Genomic DNA, 14,430 nt, shown 5'->3' with positions numbered 1-14,430 from the left:
CGGCGAAAACCGGGCAGCGCAGTTAACGTTTTTTATTGCGACGCAGCACCGCACGATAAACGCGGAAACGACCGGTCTGGGCGATCACTTCATGACTGCCGAATGTCTCGTCCAGCAGCGCTGGGTACGGCAGGAAGGCGTTGGCGACAATACGCAACTCACCTTCCATGTTCAGGTGCGCGGCGGCACCACGGATCATCACTTCCGCCGCGTGCAGGCTGGTCTGCAGACCGTCATGGAACGGCGGGTTGGAGATGATCAGGTCAAAACGCCCCTGAATATCCGAGTACGCGTTGCTGGCGATCACCTGCCCTTCCAGGCCGTTAGCGGCCAACGTCGCCTGGCTCGCTTCCAGCGCCGCCGCGCTCACATCACTCAGCGTCAGGCGGATTTTCGGTGACAGGCGGGCAAACGATGCCGCCAGCACCCCAGCGCCGCAGGCAAGATCCAACACCTTACCCTTGCGGTGCGGCTCCAGCGTCGAGAGCAGCAATTGGCTGCCCGTATCCAGCCCTTCACGGCTGAATACGCCCGGCAGTGTATGTACTGGCACGCCATCCACGTCATACTCCAGCCACCAATCCTCCAGCGCAAAAGCAGACGGTGCTTCCAGACGACCGTGATACAGCCCACAACGTCGGGCGCTGTCGATCTTGTTGATGGCGGCGATCGGCTCCAGAATGCCTTCGGCGCTGCGTACCCCGCTGCGGTTCTCGCCGACGACGAAAATATCGCAGCCTACCGGCAGCAGCGACAGCAGGTTGGACAGCTGGAACTGCGCTTCCTGTTTGCTTTTCGGCCAGTAGTAGATCAGGGTGTCGCACCCGGCTACGGTTTCCGCTTGTGCCAGCAGCGAAAAATGCACGTTGTCGCCCAATACGGGCTGCAACTGCTGCCAGTGATGATACTGCGTGGTGTGCACGGTGACGGCGGCTGCGTCAAAATGAGCGGGCAGCGTATCTTGCAAATCACCGGCAAACAGCACCCGGCGGGAAACAAATTCATCACTGTGGCGCAGTATCACTTCACTGGCGGGGGTTAATGCTGACATCAGGCGTGGCTCCTTAATAAACTGAGCGAGGATTATAGTGGTTTGTTGGCGCATGTTCAGCGATTTGTTAGCATAGCGCCGCACAATCGTGCACCGCCATCGCCGGATACGACGATTTGCGACATCGGGCGCGGTTACCACGGGCACTAACATCGCACGCAGAGTGAGTAAGGCATGACATCAAGACGGGACTGGCTGTTACAGCAACTGGGGATCACCCAGTGGACCTTGCGTCGTCCGTCGGTGCTGAAAGGCGAAATCGCCGTCAGCCTGCCGCCTGATGTCCGGCTGATTATCATCGCCGATCCACTGCCCGCCAGCGATGACCCGCTGTTACAGGATGTCTTGCGCAGCCTGAATCTCTCTTCGCAGCAGATGATAAGCCTGACGCCACGTCAGGCGCAGATGCTACCGGAACATACCCGCTGCCACAGTTGGTGGCTGGGTCAGCCAGTCACCGATGCGCTGGCATTGGATGGCGTGCAACTGACCAGCCCGGCTCTGGCCGAGCTCTCTCACAACGCTGGGGCGAAACGCGCCCTGTGGCAACAGATTTGTCACCATGAACATGATTTCCACCCTGACCACGGCTGACCTGCCGCAGGCGTTTGACATTGAATGCTTAAGCCACGCTTTTCCGTGGAGCGAAAAAACCTTCATCAGCAATCAGGGCGAGCGTTACCTCAACCTGAAACTGTGTCATGACCAGCAACTGGTGGCCTACGCCATCACCCAGGTGGTGCTGGATGAAGCCACGCTGTTCAACATCGCCGTCGACCCGGCGCATCAACGCCACGGCTACGGACGTCAGTTGCTGGAACACCTGATCGCCGAGCTGGAGCGCAGCGATGTGGTGACGCTGTGGCTGGAAGTACGAGCCTCCAACGCGCGCGCCATCGCGCTGTATCAGAGCATGGGATTCAACGAAGTGTCGGTGCGGCGGGATTATTACCCGACCGTCGGTGGCCGGGAAGACGCCATCATTATGGCGCTACCGCTGGGGTGACACTGCGCCCAGTTAAAGCAGCATAAAAAAACACTGCCAAATGGCAGTGTTTTCTTTTTGCATCCAGGTACTACTGCACCATCACGCCTCAGCAGCGTCACCCAACAATACCGACTCCAGCGCGATTTCGATCATCTCGTTGAAGGTGGTCTGGCGCTCGGCGGCGGTGGTCTGCTCGTGGGTACGGATATGGTCCGACACGGTGCAGATAGCCAGCGCTTTAGCGCCGAATTCCGCCGCCACGCCGTAGATACCGGCCGCTTCCATTTCTACGCCCAGAATGCCGTATTTTTCCATCACGTCGAACATTTGCGGGTCCGGCGTGTAGAACAAATCGGCGGAGAACAGGTTGCCAACGCGAGCGTCGATGCCACGCGCTTTGGCGGCATCCACCGCGTGACGCAACAGGTCAAAATCGGCAATCGCTGAGAAGTCGTGATCTTTAAAGCGCATCCGGTTCACTTTGGAATCGGTGCAGGCACCCATGCCGATCACCACGTCACGCAGCTTCACATCAGCACGCACTGCGCCGCAGGAGCCGACACGGATAATTTTCTTCACGCCGTATTCGGTGATCAGCTCTTTGGTGTAAATAGAGCAGGACGGAATGCCCATACCGTGGCCCATCACGGAAATGCGACGGCCTTTGTAGGTGCCGGTGAAGCCCAACATGCCGCGCACATTGTTCACTTCCACCGCATTTTCCAGAAAGGTTTCCGCGATGTATTTGGCACGCAGCGGGTCACCCGGCATCAGCACCACGTCCGCGAAGTCACCCATTTCTGCATTGATATGTGGCGTAGCCATGCTTTTTCTTCCTTTTCAAATTCAGTGTGAAATCATGATGATAAATTATAGTGCCTATCACCGGTCCGTGTCACAGCATTGACCTGTTACAGAATGGACCGGTCACAGAATAGTCCTGTCACAGAATAGACTGGCCGTAATCCATCGGCGACAGCCCGAAATAACCGGTAACCGTCTGGCCGATGTCAGCAAAGGTGGTGCGATGGCCGCGGTCACCCGGCGTCACTTTCGGCCCGTAAATCAGCACCGGCACGTGTTCACGGGTGTGGTCGGTGCCCGGCCAGCTCGGGTCGCAGCCGTGGTCGGCGGTCAGGATCAGGATGTCATCGCCGGTCACGCGAGAGAGCATCTCCGGCAGGCGACGGTCGAACAGCTCCAGCGCCGCCGCATACCCGGCGATATCACGACGATGGCCGTAGGACGAGTCAAAATCGACAAAGTTGGTGAACACGATGGTGTCGTCGCCCGCCTGTTCCATCTCTTTCAACGTGGCGTCAAACAGCGCATCGATACCGGTGGCTTTCACCTTTTTGGTGATGCCGACGTTGGCGTAGATATCAGCGATTTTGCCCACTGACACCACGGTGCCATTTTTCTCGTCTACCAGCTTTTTCAGCATGGTCGGTGCCGGTGGTTCCACCGCCAAATCGTGACGGTTGCCGGTGCGCTGGAACTGCCCCACTTTGTCACCGAGGAACGGACGGGCGATCACCCGGCCGATGTTGTAACCGCCTTCGGTCAGCTCTTCACGGGCGATTTCACACAGTTCGTACAGTTTCTCCAGCCCGAAGGTTTCTTCGTGGCAGGCAATCTGAAATACCGAGTCCGCCGAGGTGTAGAAAATGGGTTTGCCGGTTTTCATGTGTTCCTCGCCGAGCTGGTCGAGGATCACGGTGCCAGAGGAATGGCAGTTGCCCAGATAACCCGGCAGCCCGGCACGCGCGACCAACCGGTCCAACAGCGCCTGCGGGAAACTGTTGTGCTCATCATGGAAGTAGCCCCAGTCAAACAGCACCGGCACCCCAGCAATTTCCCAATGGCCGGATGGCGTATCTTTACCCGAAGAGATTTCGCTGGCGTAAGCGTAGGCACCGATAATCTCAGCCTGCTCATCCAGCCCTTGCGGAAACTGCCCGGTAGACCCTTGCGCCGCCTTACCCAAGCCCAGACGGCTCAGGTTCGGCAGCCGCAGCGGCCCTTGTCGGCCGACATCGGCCTTGCCTTGTGCGCAGGCTTGTGCGATATGGCCCAGCGTATCTGAACCTGCGTCGCCAAACCGTTCGGCATCAGCGGCGCTGCCAATCCCGAACGAGTCGAGAACCATAATAAATGCACGTTTCATGTTGTTATCTCCTGCGTAAGGCACAGCTTATATGTAAAACATAAAGCATCGATGTACGTAAGGCCGGGCGGCGACAGTGCGGTTAGATGTCCGCGGCGTCCAGGCGACGATAAATCAGCGGACAAGGCGCAGGCGGTTGATCATCAAGGCGAATCGCCTCGCGCAGCGCCTGCGCGGCCAGTTGCCAGTCCGACTCGGTTCTGGCGTGAACTACCGCCAGCGGACGCTGTGCATCCACCCGGTCACCCAGACTGACCATGTCGCTCAGCCCAACACTGCTGTCAATGATATCACTGGCCTGACGTCGACCACCACCCAGCGCGACTACCACCATACCCAATGCGCGCGCATCCATCGCGCTGACAAAACCCTCGCGCTCGGCAAATACCGGCTTACTGAGCGTGGCGGGCGACAGATAACGATCGTAATGTTCGACAAAATCCGTCGGGCCATGCTGCGCGGCGACCATACGCCCGAAGACTTCCGCAGCCCGGCCGTTGTCCAGCACTGCTTGTAGTTTTGCCCGCGCCTCGGCGGCATCACGCGCCAGGTGCCCCGCCAGCAACATGGACTCGCACAGCGCCATCGTCACCTCAAACAGGCGCGGGTTACGCTGCTCACCGGTCAGAAAACGCACCGCTTCTCGCACTTCCAGCGCGTTACCGGCGCTGGAAGCCAGCACCTGACTCATGTCGGTCAACAGCGCGCTGGTACGGCAACCGGCATTATTCGCTACGCCAACAATCGCCTGCGCCAGTTGCTCCGACTGTTCATAGGTCGGCATAAACGCGCCGGAACCGACTTTGACATCCATCACCAGTGCATCCAGCCCTTCCGCCAGCTTTTTCGCCAGAATCGAGGCGGTGATCAGCGGGATGGAATCAACCGTGGCGGTAATATCGCGGGTAGCGTAAAAACGCTTGTCCGCCGGTGCCAGCGAGTTGGTCTGTCCGATAATCGCCACCCCAACCTGACGGATGATCTGCCGGAAAGCCTCATCCTCGGGAAAGATGTCCAGCCCTGGAATCGACTCCAGTTTGTCCAGCGTGCCGCCGGTGTGGCCTAAACCGCGACCGGAAATCATCGGCACATAGCCGCCGCAGGCCGCCACCATCGGCCCCAACATCAGCGACGTCACATCGCCGACGCCGCCGGTCGAATGCTTGTCTACCAGTGGACCGTTCAGATTCAACCCGGACCAATCCAGCACTGTACCGGAATCGCGCATCGCCAGCGTCAGCGCCACCCGTTCATCCATGTTCATGTCGTGGAAGAAGATGGTCATCGCCAGCGCGGCGATCTGCCCTTCCGACACGGTGTTGTCGCGCACACCGTTGATGAAAAAGCGAATCTCTTCCGCACTGAGCGGATGCCCGTCGCGTTTTTTGCGGATAATTTCCTGAGTCAGAAACAAGGTGCGTTCTCCTGCATAATCCATGAGTACCGATGTATCGCGCCCGTCAGGCGCGAACCGCATCAGTAGCCGCTGCGGGCCTGCTCGGTGGTGTGGCCCAGCGTAGTCAACAGGCTACCGAGCAAACCGGACGCGCCAAATCGGAAATGACGGGCATCCGCCCACCCTTCGCCCATAATAGTGTCGGCAAGTTGCAGATACTGCGCGGCATCTTCCGCCGTGCGCACACCACCAGCCGGTTTAAACCCAACGCGCTCACCCACGCCTTTATCGCGGATCACACTCAGCATCACGTCGGCAGAATGCAGCGTGGCATTCACCGCCACTTTACCGGTAGAGGTTTTGATGAAATCCGCCCCGGCGTCAATAGCAATCTCGCTGGCGTCACGAATCAGCTCATCGGTTTTCAACTCACCGGTTTCGATGATCACTTTCAGCAGCACACCCGCTGCCGCACACGCCGCTTTACAGGCTTTCACCAGCTCAAAACCGACCTGACGGTTACCCGCCATCAGTTCACGATAGGGGAACACCACGTCCACCTCGTCGGCACCGTAAGCGATAGCCGCTTTGGTTTCCGCCAGTGCAATGTCAATGTCGTCGTTACCGTGCGGGAAATTGGTCACGGTGGCGATGCGCACATCCGGCGTGCCTTGCTCACGCAGCACCTTGCGCGCCAGCGGCACAAAACGTGGGTAGATACAAATAGCAGCGGTATTGCCCACCGGGCTTTTCGCCTGGCGACACAGGGCGATCACCTTCTCGTCGGTATCGTCATCATTCAGGGTCGTTAAATCCATCAGTCCCAGCGCGCGTTGCGCCGCCGCAGTTAAATCACTCATACAACACTCCGCTCTCAGCACACTATCGCGTTTCCGGGCATGTCACCCAGATAACGCACTCTGCAATGTGATTTTATTCACATAAAAAGGAAATTAAATGAACATTAATCACGTTTATTGTGAATATTGTAACACCAAAGAAGGTAAGCACTGTATCGAATTATATGAAACCTGATAATGCAGGTTTATCCCCGTAAGATAAGCGCGGACCCACGAGAAGGAAATGCCGTGAATAACAGTGAGACAACCTGGTTTCTGTACCTGCTGCGCACCAGCAGCGGATGGCTTTACACCGGCATCACCACCGATGTGGCGCGGCGGCTGGCACAACATCAGAGCGGAAAAGGGGCGCGGGCGTTGCGCGGCAAAGGACCACTGACGCTGGTGTATCACTGCGTGGCGGGCGATCGCTCCACCGCGCTGAAGTGGGAATATCGCGTCAAGCAACTGAGTAAAATGCAAAAAGAAAGGCTGGTGCAACACCAGCCTTCGACGCTGACCGATTTTATGCCCCTCGTCAGAAACGATTGAACGGCTCGGCGTATTCCACCAGACCGCTGGCTCCCTGAAAGTGGTTGTCCGCCAGCGGGTAAACCAGAAAGTCCGACTCGCAGCCCAGCCAGCGGCAATAAAGCTGCTGTTCCACCGCCGGAACAAAACCGAAACGCGTGTAGTAATGTCGATTGCCCAACACCACCACGGCGGTGTAACCAAATTCATTCAGCGCATCCAGCCCTTCATACACCAGTCGCTCGCCGATGCCCTGACGGCGCAGGTTTTCATCCACCGCTAACGGTGCCAGCGCAACCCACTGTCGATCTTCACCGCCCAGCGTCACCGGGCTGAACGCGGCATACCCCACCACGCCGCCTTCGTCGTCAGTCGCGACGATACCCAGCGTCAACTGGCCGTCTTCACGCAACTGATGCACTAACTCCGCCTCGGCGCTGGTAGGAAACGCGCGCCGCAGCAGGGTATCGATCCCCGGTGCATCAACCGGAATTTCAACTCGAATCAACATGATACTGGCGCGTGCGGGCTAACCTGCTCCGCGCCCTCCTGTAAACCAGCGGCCACGAACCCGGCCAGTTGCAGCAGCGCAACACGCAGCGGTGCGGGCATACTTTCCAGCTCGATGGCGTCCATCAGGTTCTTGACGTACAGCCCCAGCTCGGTGTCCCCTTCAATGCGCAGGCGACGCTGGAAAAACAACGTATCCGGATCTTCACGACGGGCAGCGATCAGGATCAGATCGTTAGCATCGGCACTGAAGCTGACATCCGCCAGTTCGTTATGACTGATTTCAAGCCGGTTATCCCGCAACGTGACAAACCACTGCAAACCAATATCGCGGACTTCGATTCGCAACCAACGTCCATCAAGAAAATCCAGCTCGCCTTCTTCCAGCGCCTGACGGAACTGCCATCCCAGCAGTTGTTCCAGCACCCGGCGTTGCAGGACGAAAGGCGTTAGCGTTAACGGTTTACTCAGTAAACGTGGCCCTTGACGCACAATCTGCGCACGTAGTTTTTCCAACACTGGCGTACTCCTCATAAAGCGATACGGCTTAACCGATATGGTCATTATTCTGCCACAGAACGGGAAACCGGCAGCAGGGGTCTACATCAATAAAAACGCCGGACGCGTTTTTTAACATCATGTAGAGATAGCCGCGGGCAAGTCGCTGGAATGTGACACATTAAATTTAGCCTGTTCTGCGCCAAATCACGACCAGTAAGCGCCAGCAATTCCCCGATATGCTGGTTTAAATCAAAGTTGCTGACAGCCGGGTTCACTAAGATTCCTGTTCATTGCAAACCGGCCCGCTGCGTCAGGCCGTGATGAAAGGACGTTAGAATGGAACTGCTTTGCCCCGCTGGTAATTTACCGGCACTAAAAGCCGCCATCGACCATGGTGCCGACGCGGTGTACATCGGGCTGAAAGACGATACCAACGCCCGCCACTTCGCTGGCCTCAATTTCAACGACAAAAAACTGCAGGACGCCAGCGACTACGTGCACCGCCACCGCCGCAAACTGCATATCGCCATCAACACCTTTGCCCACCCGGACGGCTATCAGCGCTGGCAGCTCGCGGTGGATACCGCGGTACAGACCGCCGGTGCCGATGCGTTGATTCTGGCGGACCTGGCGATGCTGGAGTATGCCGCCGAGCGCTATCCAGCGGTAGAGCGACACGTGTCGGTGCAGGCTTCCGCCACCAACGAGGAAGCGATTCGTTTTTATCAGCGCCACTTCGATGTCGCCCGCATCGTGCTGCCGCGCGTGCTCTCCATTCATCAGGTCAAACAGCTTTCGCGCACCAGCCCGGTGCCGCTGGAAGTATTCGCCTTCGGCAGCCTGTGCATCATGGCTGAAGGGCGTTGCTATCTGTCTTCCTACCTGACCGGCGAGTCGCCCAATACGGTCGGTGCCTGCTCACCAGCACGCTTCGTGCGCTGGCAGCAGACGGAAAACGGCATGGAATCGCGGTTAAACGATGTGTTGATCGACCGCTATCAGGACCATGAAAACGCCGGCTACCCAACCTTGTGCAAAGGCCGCTATCTGGTGGACGGCCAGCGTTATCACGCGCTGGAGGAACCCACCAGCCTGAATACGCTGGAGCTGCTGCCGGAACTGATGGCGGCCAATATTGCCTCGGTGAAAATCGAAGGTCGCCAACGCAGCCCGGCTTATGTCAGCCAGGTAACCCAGGTATGGCGGCAGGCGATCGACCGCTGCAAGGCCGACCCGACACACTTCACCCCGACCGCTGAATGGATGGACGCGCTGGGTGCCGTTGCTGAAGGTACGCAGACGACGCTGGGTGCCTATCATCGCCAGTGGCAGTAGCCAGGAGACATCAACAACATGAAATATTCACTGGGCGCTCTGCTCTACTATTGGCCCAAAGCCGACATTGAAACGTTTTATCAGGCTGCGGCCGCCAGCAGTGCCGATATCATCTATCTGGGTGAAACCGTGTGCAGCAAGCGCCGGGGCATGAAAGTCAGCGACTGGCTTGACCTGGCGCGTGCGATCGCCGCCAGCGGCAAACAGGTGGTGATCTCCACACTGTCGCTGCTACAAGCGCCTTCCGAACTGACCGAGCTGAAACGGTATGTGGAAAACGGCGAGTTTTTACTGGAGGCCAACGATCTGGGCGCGGTCAACATGGCGGCGGAGCGCGGCCTGCCGTTTGTCGCGGGGCACGCGCTCAACTGTTATAACGCCTACACCCTACGGTTGCTGCACAAACAGGGCATGATGCGCTGGTGTATGCCGGTGGAACTGTCGCGGGACTGGTTACAACATCTGCTCAACCAATGCGATGAACTCGGTTTTCGCCATCAGTTTGAGGTGGAAGTGCTGAGCTACGGTCATCTGCCGCTGGCGTATTCCGCCCGCTGCTTTACCGCCCGTTCGGAAAACCGCCCCAAGGACGAGTGCGAAACCTGCTGCATCAATTACCCGCAAGGACGCCAGGTACTGTCGCAGGAAAACCAGCAGGTGTTTGTGCTTAACGGCATCCAGACCCAGAGCGGTTACTGCTATAACCTCGGCAACGATCTGACGTCAATGGGCGGGCTGGTGGATATCGTGCGCCTGTCGCCGCAAGGGCTGGATACGCTGGCAATGCTCGACCGCTTCCGCGCCAACCAGCACGGCGGGCAGCCGCTGACACTGGCAAACCAGCAGGATTGCAACGGCTACTGGCGACGGGTGGCCGGACTGGAGCTGGTCGGTTAAATCAGTCGGGGCAATGTGCACGCATCGTCCGTTGCACATTGTTAAGATCACGTAACATCTCATGAGTGTTTATTCGGGCTGACACGTCAGCCCCTCAACCCGATGAGTCACGCTTATGACCGCTACCGTTCCTTTCTCGCTGCTCGATCTGGCCCCTATCCCGCAAGGCAACACCGCCCGCGATGCGTTCCACCATTCTCTGAGTCTGGCGCAGCACGCGGAAAACTGGGGATATCAACGCTACTGGCTGGCAGAACATCACAACATGACGGGGATCGCCAGCGCGGCTACGTCGGTGCTGATCGGGTATATCGCCAGTGGTACACAACGTATCAAGCTGGGTTCCGGCGGCGTCATGCTGCCAAACCACGCCCCGCTGGTGATTGCCGAACAGTTTGGCACGCTCGAATCGCTCTATCCTGGCCGGATTGAACTGGGTCTGGGGCGAGCGCCAGGCACCGACCAACGTACCATGCAGGCGTTGCGCCGCCATCTGAATGCCGATATTGACGATTTTCCCCGTGATGTGCAGGAACTTCAGCGCTATTTCGCCCCTGTTCAGTCGGGGCAGGCCGTGCAAGCGGTGCCGGGGCAAGGGCTGAACGTCCCGATCTGGTTGCTTGGATCCAGCCTGTACAGCGCCCAGTTAGCGGCATCGATGGGGTTACCGTTTGCCTTCGCCGCCCATTTCGCGCCGGACATGCTTCTGCAAGCATTGCAGCTTTATCGTGACAACTTCCGGCCATCCGCCCAGCTTGAGAAGCCGTATGCCATGGTGTGCGTCAACGTGGTTGCCGCCGACAGCGATCGGGACGCCCGTTTTCTGTTCACGTCGTTGCAGCAGCAGTTTATCAACCTGCGACGCGGTACGCCGGGGCCGCTGCCTGCGCCGGTAACATCGATGGAAGCATACTGGTCCGCTGCGGAACAGTATGCGGTAGAGCAGACGTTACGGCTGGCGGTGGTGGGCGATCCAGCTAAAGTACGCCACGGCCTGCAAACCCTGCTGCGGGAAACCCAGGCGGACGAGCTGATGATTAACGGCCAGATATTCGACCATCAGGCGCGGCTGCGTTCATTTGAACTGGTGGCGCAACTGCAAGCGGAAATCGTGCGAGAACCGCGCATTCAATGAGATAAAAACATCACATAAAAGCCGTGACATAAAAATAGAGACGTAAAAAAACCAGCCCGAGAGCTGGTTTTTCATATCAACGTCACACGTTATCAGGCATTGCTGAAACGGCGCGGTGCGCGTTGACCGTCACGGCTACCGCCACGACGCTCACCACCTTCGCGACGTTCGCCATTGAACGGACGACCACGGCCATTGCCGGTACGTTCGCCAAAGCTACGGCTACCACGATCGCCACGCTCACCGCCTTCACGACGCTCACGGCGTTCATGCGGCTGTGCATCGCCCATCAGTTGCATATTCATCGGTTTGTTCAGAATACGCGTGCGGGTGAAATGCGACAGCAGATCGCCCGGCATACCTTTCGGCAGCTCAATGGTGGAATGCGAGGCAAACAGTTTGATGTTGCCGATGTAACGGCTGCTGATGTCGCCTTCGTTAGCAATCGCGCCCACGATATGACGCACTTCAACGCCGTCGTCACGACCCACTTCAATGCGATACAGATCCATTTCGCCAACGTCACGACGTTCACGACGAGCCGGACGATCTTCACCACGCGGGGCACGATCGTTACGGTCACCACGACGCTCAAAGCGTTCGTCGCGCTCGCGGAATTCACGACGCGGACGACGCTCAACCACCGGATCCGGCGGCAGAATCAGCGGACGTTCGCCCTGAGCCATCTTCAACAGCGCGGCAGCCAGCGTTTCGATGTCCAGCTCTTCCTGCGGTTGCAGCTTGCTGAGCAGCGCGCGGTACATCTCCAGATCGCTGCTTTCCAGTTGCTGCTGTACTTTAGCAGCAAACTGCGCCAGACGACGCTGACCCAGCAGTTCGGCGTTCGGCAGATCCACTTCCGGAATCGTCAACTTCATGATGCGCTCAATGTTGCGCAGCAGGCGGCGTTCGCGGTTTTCCACGAACAGCAGTGCACGACCCGCACGACCCGCACGACCGGTACGGCCGATACGGTGTACGTAGGATTCAGAATCCATCGGGATGTCGTAGTTCACGACCAGGCTGATGCGATCAACATCCAGACCACGCGCAGCAACGTCGGTTGCGATCAGGATATCCAGACGACCGTCTTTCAGGCGCTCCAGCGTTTGTTCACGCAGTGCCTGATTCATGTCACCGTTCAGCGCAGCGCTGTTGTAACCGCTGCGCTCCAGCGCTTCGGCCACTTCCAGTGTCGCGTTCTTGGTGCGCACGAAAATGATCGCGGCATCAAAGTCTTCCGCTTCCAGGAAACGGATCAGCGCTTCATTTTTACGCATCCCGTATACCGTCCAGTAGCTCTGGCTGATATCCGGACGCGTGGTCACGCTGGACTGAATGCGGACTTCCTGCGGATCGTTCATGAAACGACGCGTAATACGACGAATCGCTTCCGGCATCGTAGCGGAGAACAGTGCCGTCTGATGTTCAGCCGGGATCTGCGCCATGATGTTTTCTACATCTTCGATGAAGCCCATACGCAGCATTTCATCAGCTTCATCCAGCACCAGACCGCTCAGGTTGGACAGGTCCAACGTACCGCGTTTCAGGTGGTCCAGCAGACGTCCCGGCGTACCGACTACGATTTGCGGCCCCTGACGCAGCGCGCGCAACTGCACGTCATAACGCTGGCCGCCATACAGCGCCACCACGTTGACGCCCTGCATATGTTTGGAGAATTCGTTACAGGCTTCCGCAACCTGCACCGCCAGCTCACGGGTCGGTGCCAGCACCAGCAACTGCGGCGCTTTCAGGTCAGCCTTGATATTGTTCAGCAGCGGCAGAGAAAATGCCGCGGTTTTACCGCTCCCGGTCTGCGCCATACCCAGTACGTCGCGCCCGTTGAGCAGATGAGGAATACATTCCGCCTGAATCGGAGACGGCTTTTCGTACCCCATCTCAGACAGTGCATTCAGAATAGGAGCGGACAGCCCCAGACTAGCAAAAGAGGTTTCAAACTCTGCCATGTAAACTTTGCCTCACTTCAAAATGGCGGCCAGTCTACATAACTTGTCGAGAAAATACTCAATCATTTTCATTGAAAAGTGTGAACCGGCTCAAATTGGATTAAAAAGCGAACAAAAAAGCCTCGCCCGTTAAGGCGATGAAGAAATCATCATGATTTCAGGCTGAAAGGTGTTCGTCAGCTATTGCTGGTCCGATCCTGATAGGTCGTCTTGCTCTTGGCCTAACTGCGCCAATTCCAACAATGCATAGCGGTGCTCAACAAAATTGTGAACATTGTTAGCAACCGTCAGCTTGAACAACGCCTCGGCGGTGTTCTTGTCCCCCAGACTTAGGTAGTGCTTACCTAAATAGAAGTCAGTTTCACTGAGATGCTCGGCGAGCGAAGTGTTATCCTTAGCTTCTTCCTGCACACGCTGCATCAACACTTTTTCGTTGATGTTGCCCAGGTAGAATTCGACAATCGTCCATCCCCACACACCTTTCTTTGCCCCTTCATAGCGTTCTTTCAACGCTGATTTGGCCTTCTCGGGATTGATTTCTCTCTCCACCAGGTAAAGCCACAGGGAACGGAAAGGATCATTAGGATCGTCGCGATAAAACGCTAGCAGATCATCCTGCGCCAACAGGTAGCGACCGCCGTAGTACAAAGCGATGCCCCGATTCAAACGCGCATAATTGTAAGTTGGATCAAGCTCTAATACAGAATCAAACGCTTCATAGGCAGCATCAAAATTGCCTGCCTGCGTCAAGTAAATGCCGAGATAGTTAAACACTTCCGGCATATCGGGACGGATGGAAAGCGCTTGTGAAAAATCATTTCGCGCCAACGCCCGTAACCCGAGGCTATCATACAGCACTCCGCGCTCATATAACAGCTGTGCTCGTTCATCGGGAGTAATTGCCCGGCTTGCAAGGATCTGCTCCATGCGCGCCAGGATGACTTCCTGCTGCAGCGTTGGCTGCAATGGTACAGCCAGCAATGCATCTTTGCGCCAATCCGTGTTGCTGCATCCTGCCAGCATAATTGCTGTCGCAACATAACACCAGCGCAAGAAAGGCTTCATTTCCCACTCCCGAAGACAAACATTGGATGAACATCCTGTCCCCGACTG

Annotated in this window: 16 protein-coding genes; 6 read left to right on the top strand and 10 right to left on the bottom strand. The window is 57.4% G+C overall.

Going from position 1 to position 14,430, the window contains the following annotated elements:
• Positions 1-22 precede the first annotated feature (22 nt).
• Positions 23-1,051 carry a 16S rRNA (guanine(1207)-N(2))-methyltransferase RsmC gene (gene rsmC / locus OB87_RS17600; RefSeq protein ID WP_033570700.1) on the bottom strand — a complete coding sequence of 343 codons (1,029 nt, stop codon included), beginning with the start codon at positions 1,049-1,051 and terminating at the stop codon, positions 23-25.
• Between the two features lie 174 nt (positions 1,052-1,225).
• Between rsmC and OB87_RS17595 the strand changes: the two genes are divergently transcribed.
• Positions 1,226-1,645: a DNA polymerase III subunit psi gene (locus OB87_RS17595; RefSeq protein ID WP_033570699.1), complete on the top strand. Its 420-nt coding sequence runs from the start codon at positions 1,226-1,228 to the stop codon at positions 1,643-1,645.
• Positions 1,614-2,057, top strand: coding sequence for a ribosomal protein S18-alanine N-acetyltransferase (gene rimI / locus OB87_RS17590; RefSeq protein ID WP_033570698.1), 444 nt, complete (start codon positions 1,614-1,616; stop codon positions 2,055-2,057). Before OB87_RS17595 ends, rimI begins: the two co-directional genes overlap by 32 nt.
• 81 nt (positions 2,058-2,138) lie before the next feature.
• Here the strand turns inward: rimI and deoD are convergent, their stop codons facing one another.
• The 4 genes from deoD to deoC all read right to left on the bottom strand — a co-directional run bounded on the left by deoD (position 2,139) and on the right by deoC (position 6,462).
• Complete coding sequence (deoD, locus tag OB87_RS17585; RefSeq protein ID WP_033570697.1) at positions 2,139-2,864, bottom strand: purine-nucleoside phosphorylase; 726 nt, start codon at positions 2,862-2,864, stop codon at positions 2,139-2,141.
• Between the two features lie 118 nt (positions 2,865-2,982).
• Positions 2,983-4,206 (bottom strand): phosphopentomutase, encoded by a 1,224-nt coding sequence (deoB, locus tag OB87_RS17580; protein WP_033570696.1) that lies wholly within the window; start codon positions 4,204-4,206, stop codon positions 2,983-2,985.
• A gap of 82 nt (positions 4,207-4,288) precedes the next feature.
• Positions 4,289-5,620 (bottom strand): thymidine phosphorylase, encoded by a 1,332-nt coding sequence (gene deoA / locus OB87_RS17575; protein ID WP_033570747.1) that lies wholly within the window; start codon positions 5,618-5,620, stop codon positions 4,289-4,291.
• Positions 5,621-5,682: 62 nt separating this feature from the next.
• Positions 5,683-6,462 (bottom strand): deoxyribose-phosphate aldolase, encoded by a 780-nt coding sequence (gene deoC, locus OB87_RS17570; RefSeq protein WP_033570695.1) that lies wholly within the window; start codon positions 6,460-6,462, stop codon positions 5,683-5,685.
• A 228-nt stretch (positions 6,463-6,690) separates the two neighbouring features.
• Between deoC and OB87_RS17565 the strand changes: the two genes are divergently transcribed.
• Positions 6,691-6,993 carry a GIY-YIG nuclease family protein gene (locus tag OB87_RS17565; RefSeq protein ID WP_033570694.1) on the top strand — a complete coding sequence of 101 codons (303 nt, stop codon included), beginning with the start codon at positions 6,691-6,693 and terminating at the stop codon, positions 6,991-6,993.
• Here OB87_RS17565 and OB87_RS17560 read toward each other — a convergent pair.
• Both OB87_RS17560 and ubiT read right to left on the bottom strand, forming a co-directional pair.
• Positions 6,980-7,483, bottom strand: coding sequence for a GNAT family N-acetyltransferase (locus OB87_RS17560; RefSeq protein ID WP_033570693.1), 504 nt, complete (start codon positions 7,481-7,483; stop codon positions 6,980-6,982). The genes OB87_RS17565 and OB87_RS17560 overlap by 14 nt on opposite strands.
• A complete protein-coding gene (gene ubiT / locus OB87_RS17555) occupies positions 7,477-8,001 on the bottom strand; it encodes a ubiquinone anaerobic biosynthesis accessory factor UbiT (protein ID WP_033570692.1) in 525 nt (174 codons plus the stop codon). Before ubiT ends, OB87_RS17560 begins: the two co-directional genes overlap by 7 nt.
• A 318-nt stretch (positions 8,002-8,319) precedes the next feature.
• On the opposite strand from ubiT, the gene ubiU reads away from it, so the two are divergent.
• The 3 genes from ubiU to OB87_RS17540 all read left to right on the top strand — a co-directional run bounded on the left by ubiU (position 8,320) and on the right by OB87_RS17540 (position 11,350).
• A complete protein-coding gene (gene ubiU / locus OB87_RS17550) occupies positions 8,320-9,318 on the top strand; it encodes a ubiquinone anaerobic biosynthesis protein UbiU (RefSeq protein ID WP_033570691.1) in 999 nt (332 codons plus the stop codon).
• Positions 9,319-9,336: 18 nt separating this feature from the next.
• Positions 9,337-10,215 (top strand): U32 family peptidase, encoded by an 879-nt coding sequence (locus OB87_RS17545; protein WP_033570690.1) that lies wholly within the window; start codon positions 9,337-9,339, stop codon positions 10,213-10,215.
• A gap of 115 nt (positions 10,216-10,330) precedes the next feature.
• Complete coding sequence (locus OB87_RS17540) at positions 10,331-11,350, top strand: luciferase-like monooxygenase (RefSeq protein ID WP_033570689.1); 1,020 nt, start codon at positions 10,331-10,333, stop codon at positions 11,348-11,350.
• Positions 11,351-11,442: 92 nt separating this feature from the next.
• Here the strand turns inward: OB87_RS17540 and OB87_RS17535 are convergent, their stop codons facing one another.
• The 3 genes from OB87_RS17535 to nlpI all read right to left on the bottom strand — a co-directional run bounded on the left by OB87_RS17535 (position 11,443) and on the right by nlpI (position 14,382).
• Positions 11,443-13,317 (bottom strand): DEAD/DEAH family ATP-dependent RNA helicase, encoded by a 1,875-nt coding sequence (locus tag OB87_RS17535; RefSeq protein ID WP_033570688.1) that lies wholly within the window; start codon positions 13,315-13,317, stop codon positions 11,443-11,445.
• Positions 13,318-13,329: 12 nt separating this feature from the next.
• On the bottom strand, positions 13,330-13,389 hold the full coding sequence (gene yrbN, locus OB87_RS21195) for a protein YrbN (RefSeq protein ID WP_107760761.1): 60 nt from the start codon (positions 13,387-13,389) through the stop codon (positions 13,330-13,332).
• Between the two features lie 108 nt (positions 13,390-13,497).
• A complete protein-coding gene (nlpI, locus tag OB87_RS17530; RefSeq protein WP_033570687.1) occupies positions 13,498-14,382 on the bottom strand; it encodes a lipoprotein NlpI in 885 nt (294 codons plus the stop codon).
• Between the last annotated feature and the right edge of the window lie 48 nt (positions 14,383-14,430).

This window comes from Dickeya undicola, assembly GCF_000784735.1.
In the GTDB taxonomy this organism is placed as follows: Bacteria; Pseudomonadota; Gammaproteobacteria; order Enterobacterales; family Enterobacteriaceae; genus Dickeya; species Dickeya undicola.
The sequence above is the reverse complement of the archived record's forward strand: the minus strand, read 5'-3'. Positions and strand labels throughout refer to the sequence as shown.

Coding starts and splice junctions, on each gene's coding strand:
- rsmC (WP_033570700.1), bottom strand. CDS start 1,051: ATGTCAGCATTAACCCCCGCCAGTGAAGTGATACTGCGCCACAGTGAT.
- OB87_RS17595 (WP_033570699.1), top strand. CDS start 1,226: ATGACATCAAGACGGGACTGGCTGTTACAGCAACTGGGGATCACCCAG.
- rimI (WP_033570698.1), top strand. CDS start 1,614: ATGAACATGATTTCCACCCTGACCACGGCTGACCTGCCGCAGGCGTTT.
- deoD (WP_033570697.1), bottom strand. CDS start 2,864: ATGGCTACGCCACATATCAATGCAGAAATGGGTGACTTCGCGGACGTG.
- deoB (WP_033570696.1), bottom strand. CDS start 4,206: ATGAAACGTGCATTTATTATGGTTCTCGACTCGTTCGGGATTGGCAGC.
- deoC (WP_033570695.1), bottom strand. CDS start 6,462: ATGAGTGATTTAACTGCGGCGGCGCAACGCGCGCTGGGACTGATGGAT.
- OB87_RS17560 (WP_033570693.1), bottom strand. CDS start 7,483: ATGTTGATTCGAGTTGAAATTCCGGTTGATGCACCGGGGATCGATACC.
- ubiU (WP_033570691.1), top strand. CDS start 8,320: ATGGAACTGCTTTGCCCCGCTGGTAATTTACCGGCACTAAAAGCCGCC.
- OB87_RS17545 (WP_033570690.1), top strand. CDS start 9,337: ATGAAATATTCACTGGGCGCTCTGCTCTACTATTGGCCCAAAGCCGAC.
- OB87_RS17540 (WP_033570689.1), top strand. CDS start 10,331: ATGACCGCTACCGTTCCTTTCTCGCTGCTCGATCTGGCCCCTATCCCG.
- OB87_RS17535 (WP_033570688.1), bottom strand. CDS start 13,317: ATGGCAGAGTTTGAAACCTCTTTTGCTAGTCTGGGGCTGTCCGCTCCT.
- nlpI (WP_033570687.1), bottom strand. CDS start 14,382: ATGAAGCCTTTCTTGCGCTGGTGTTATGTTGCGACAGCAATTATGCTG.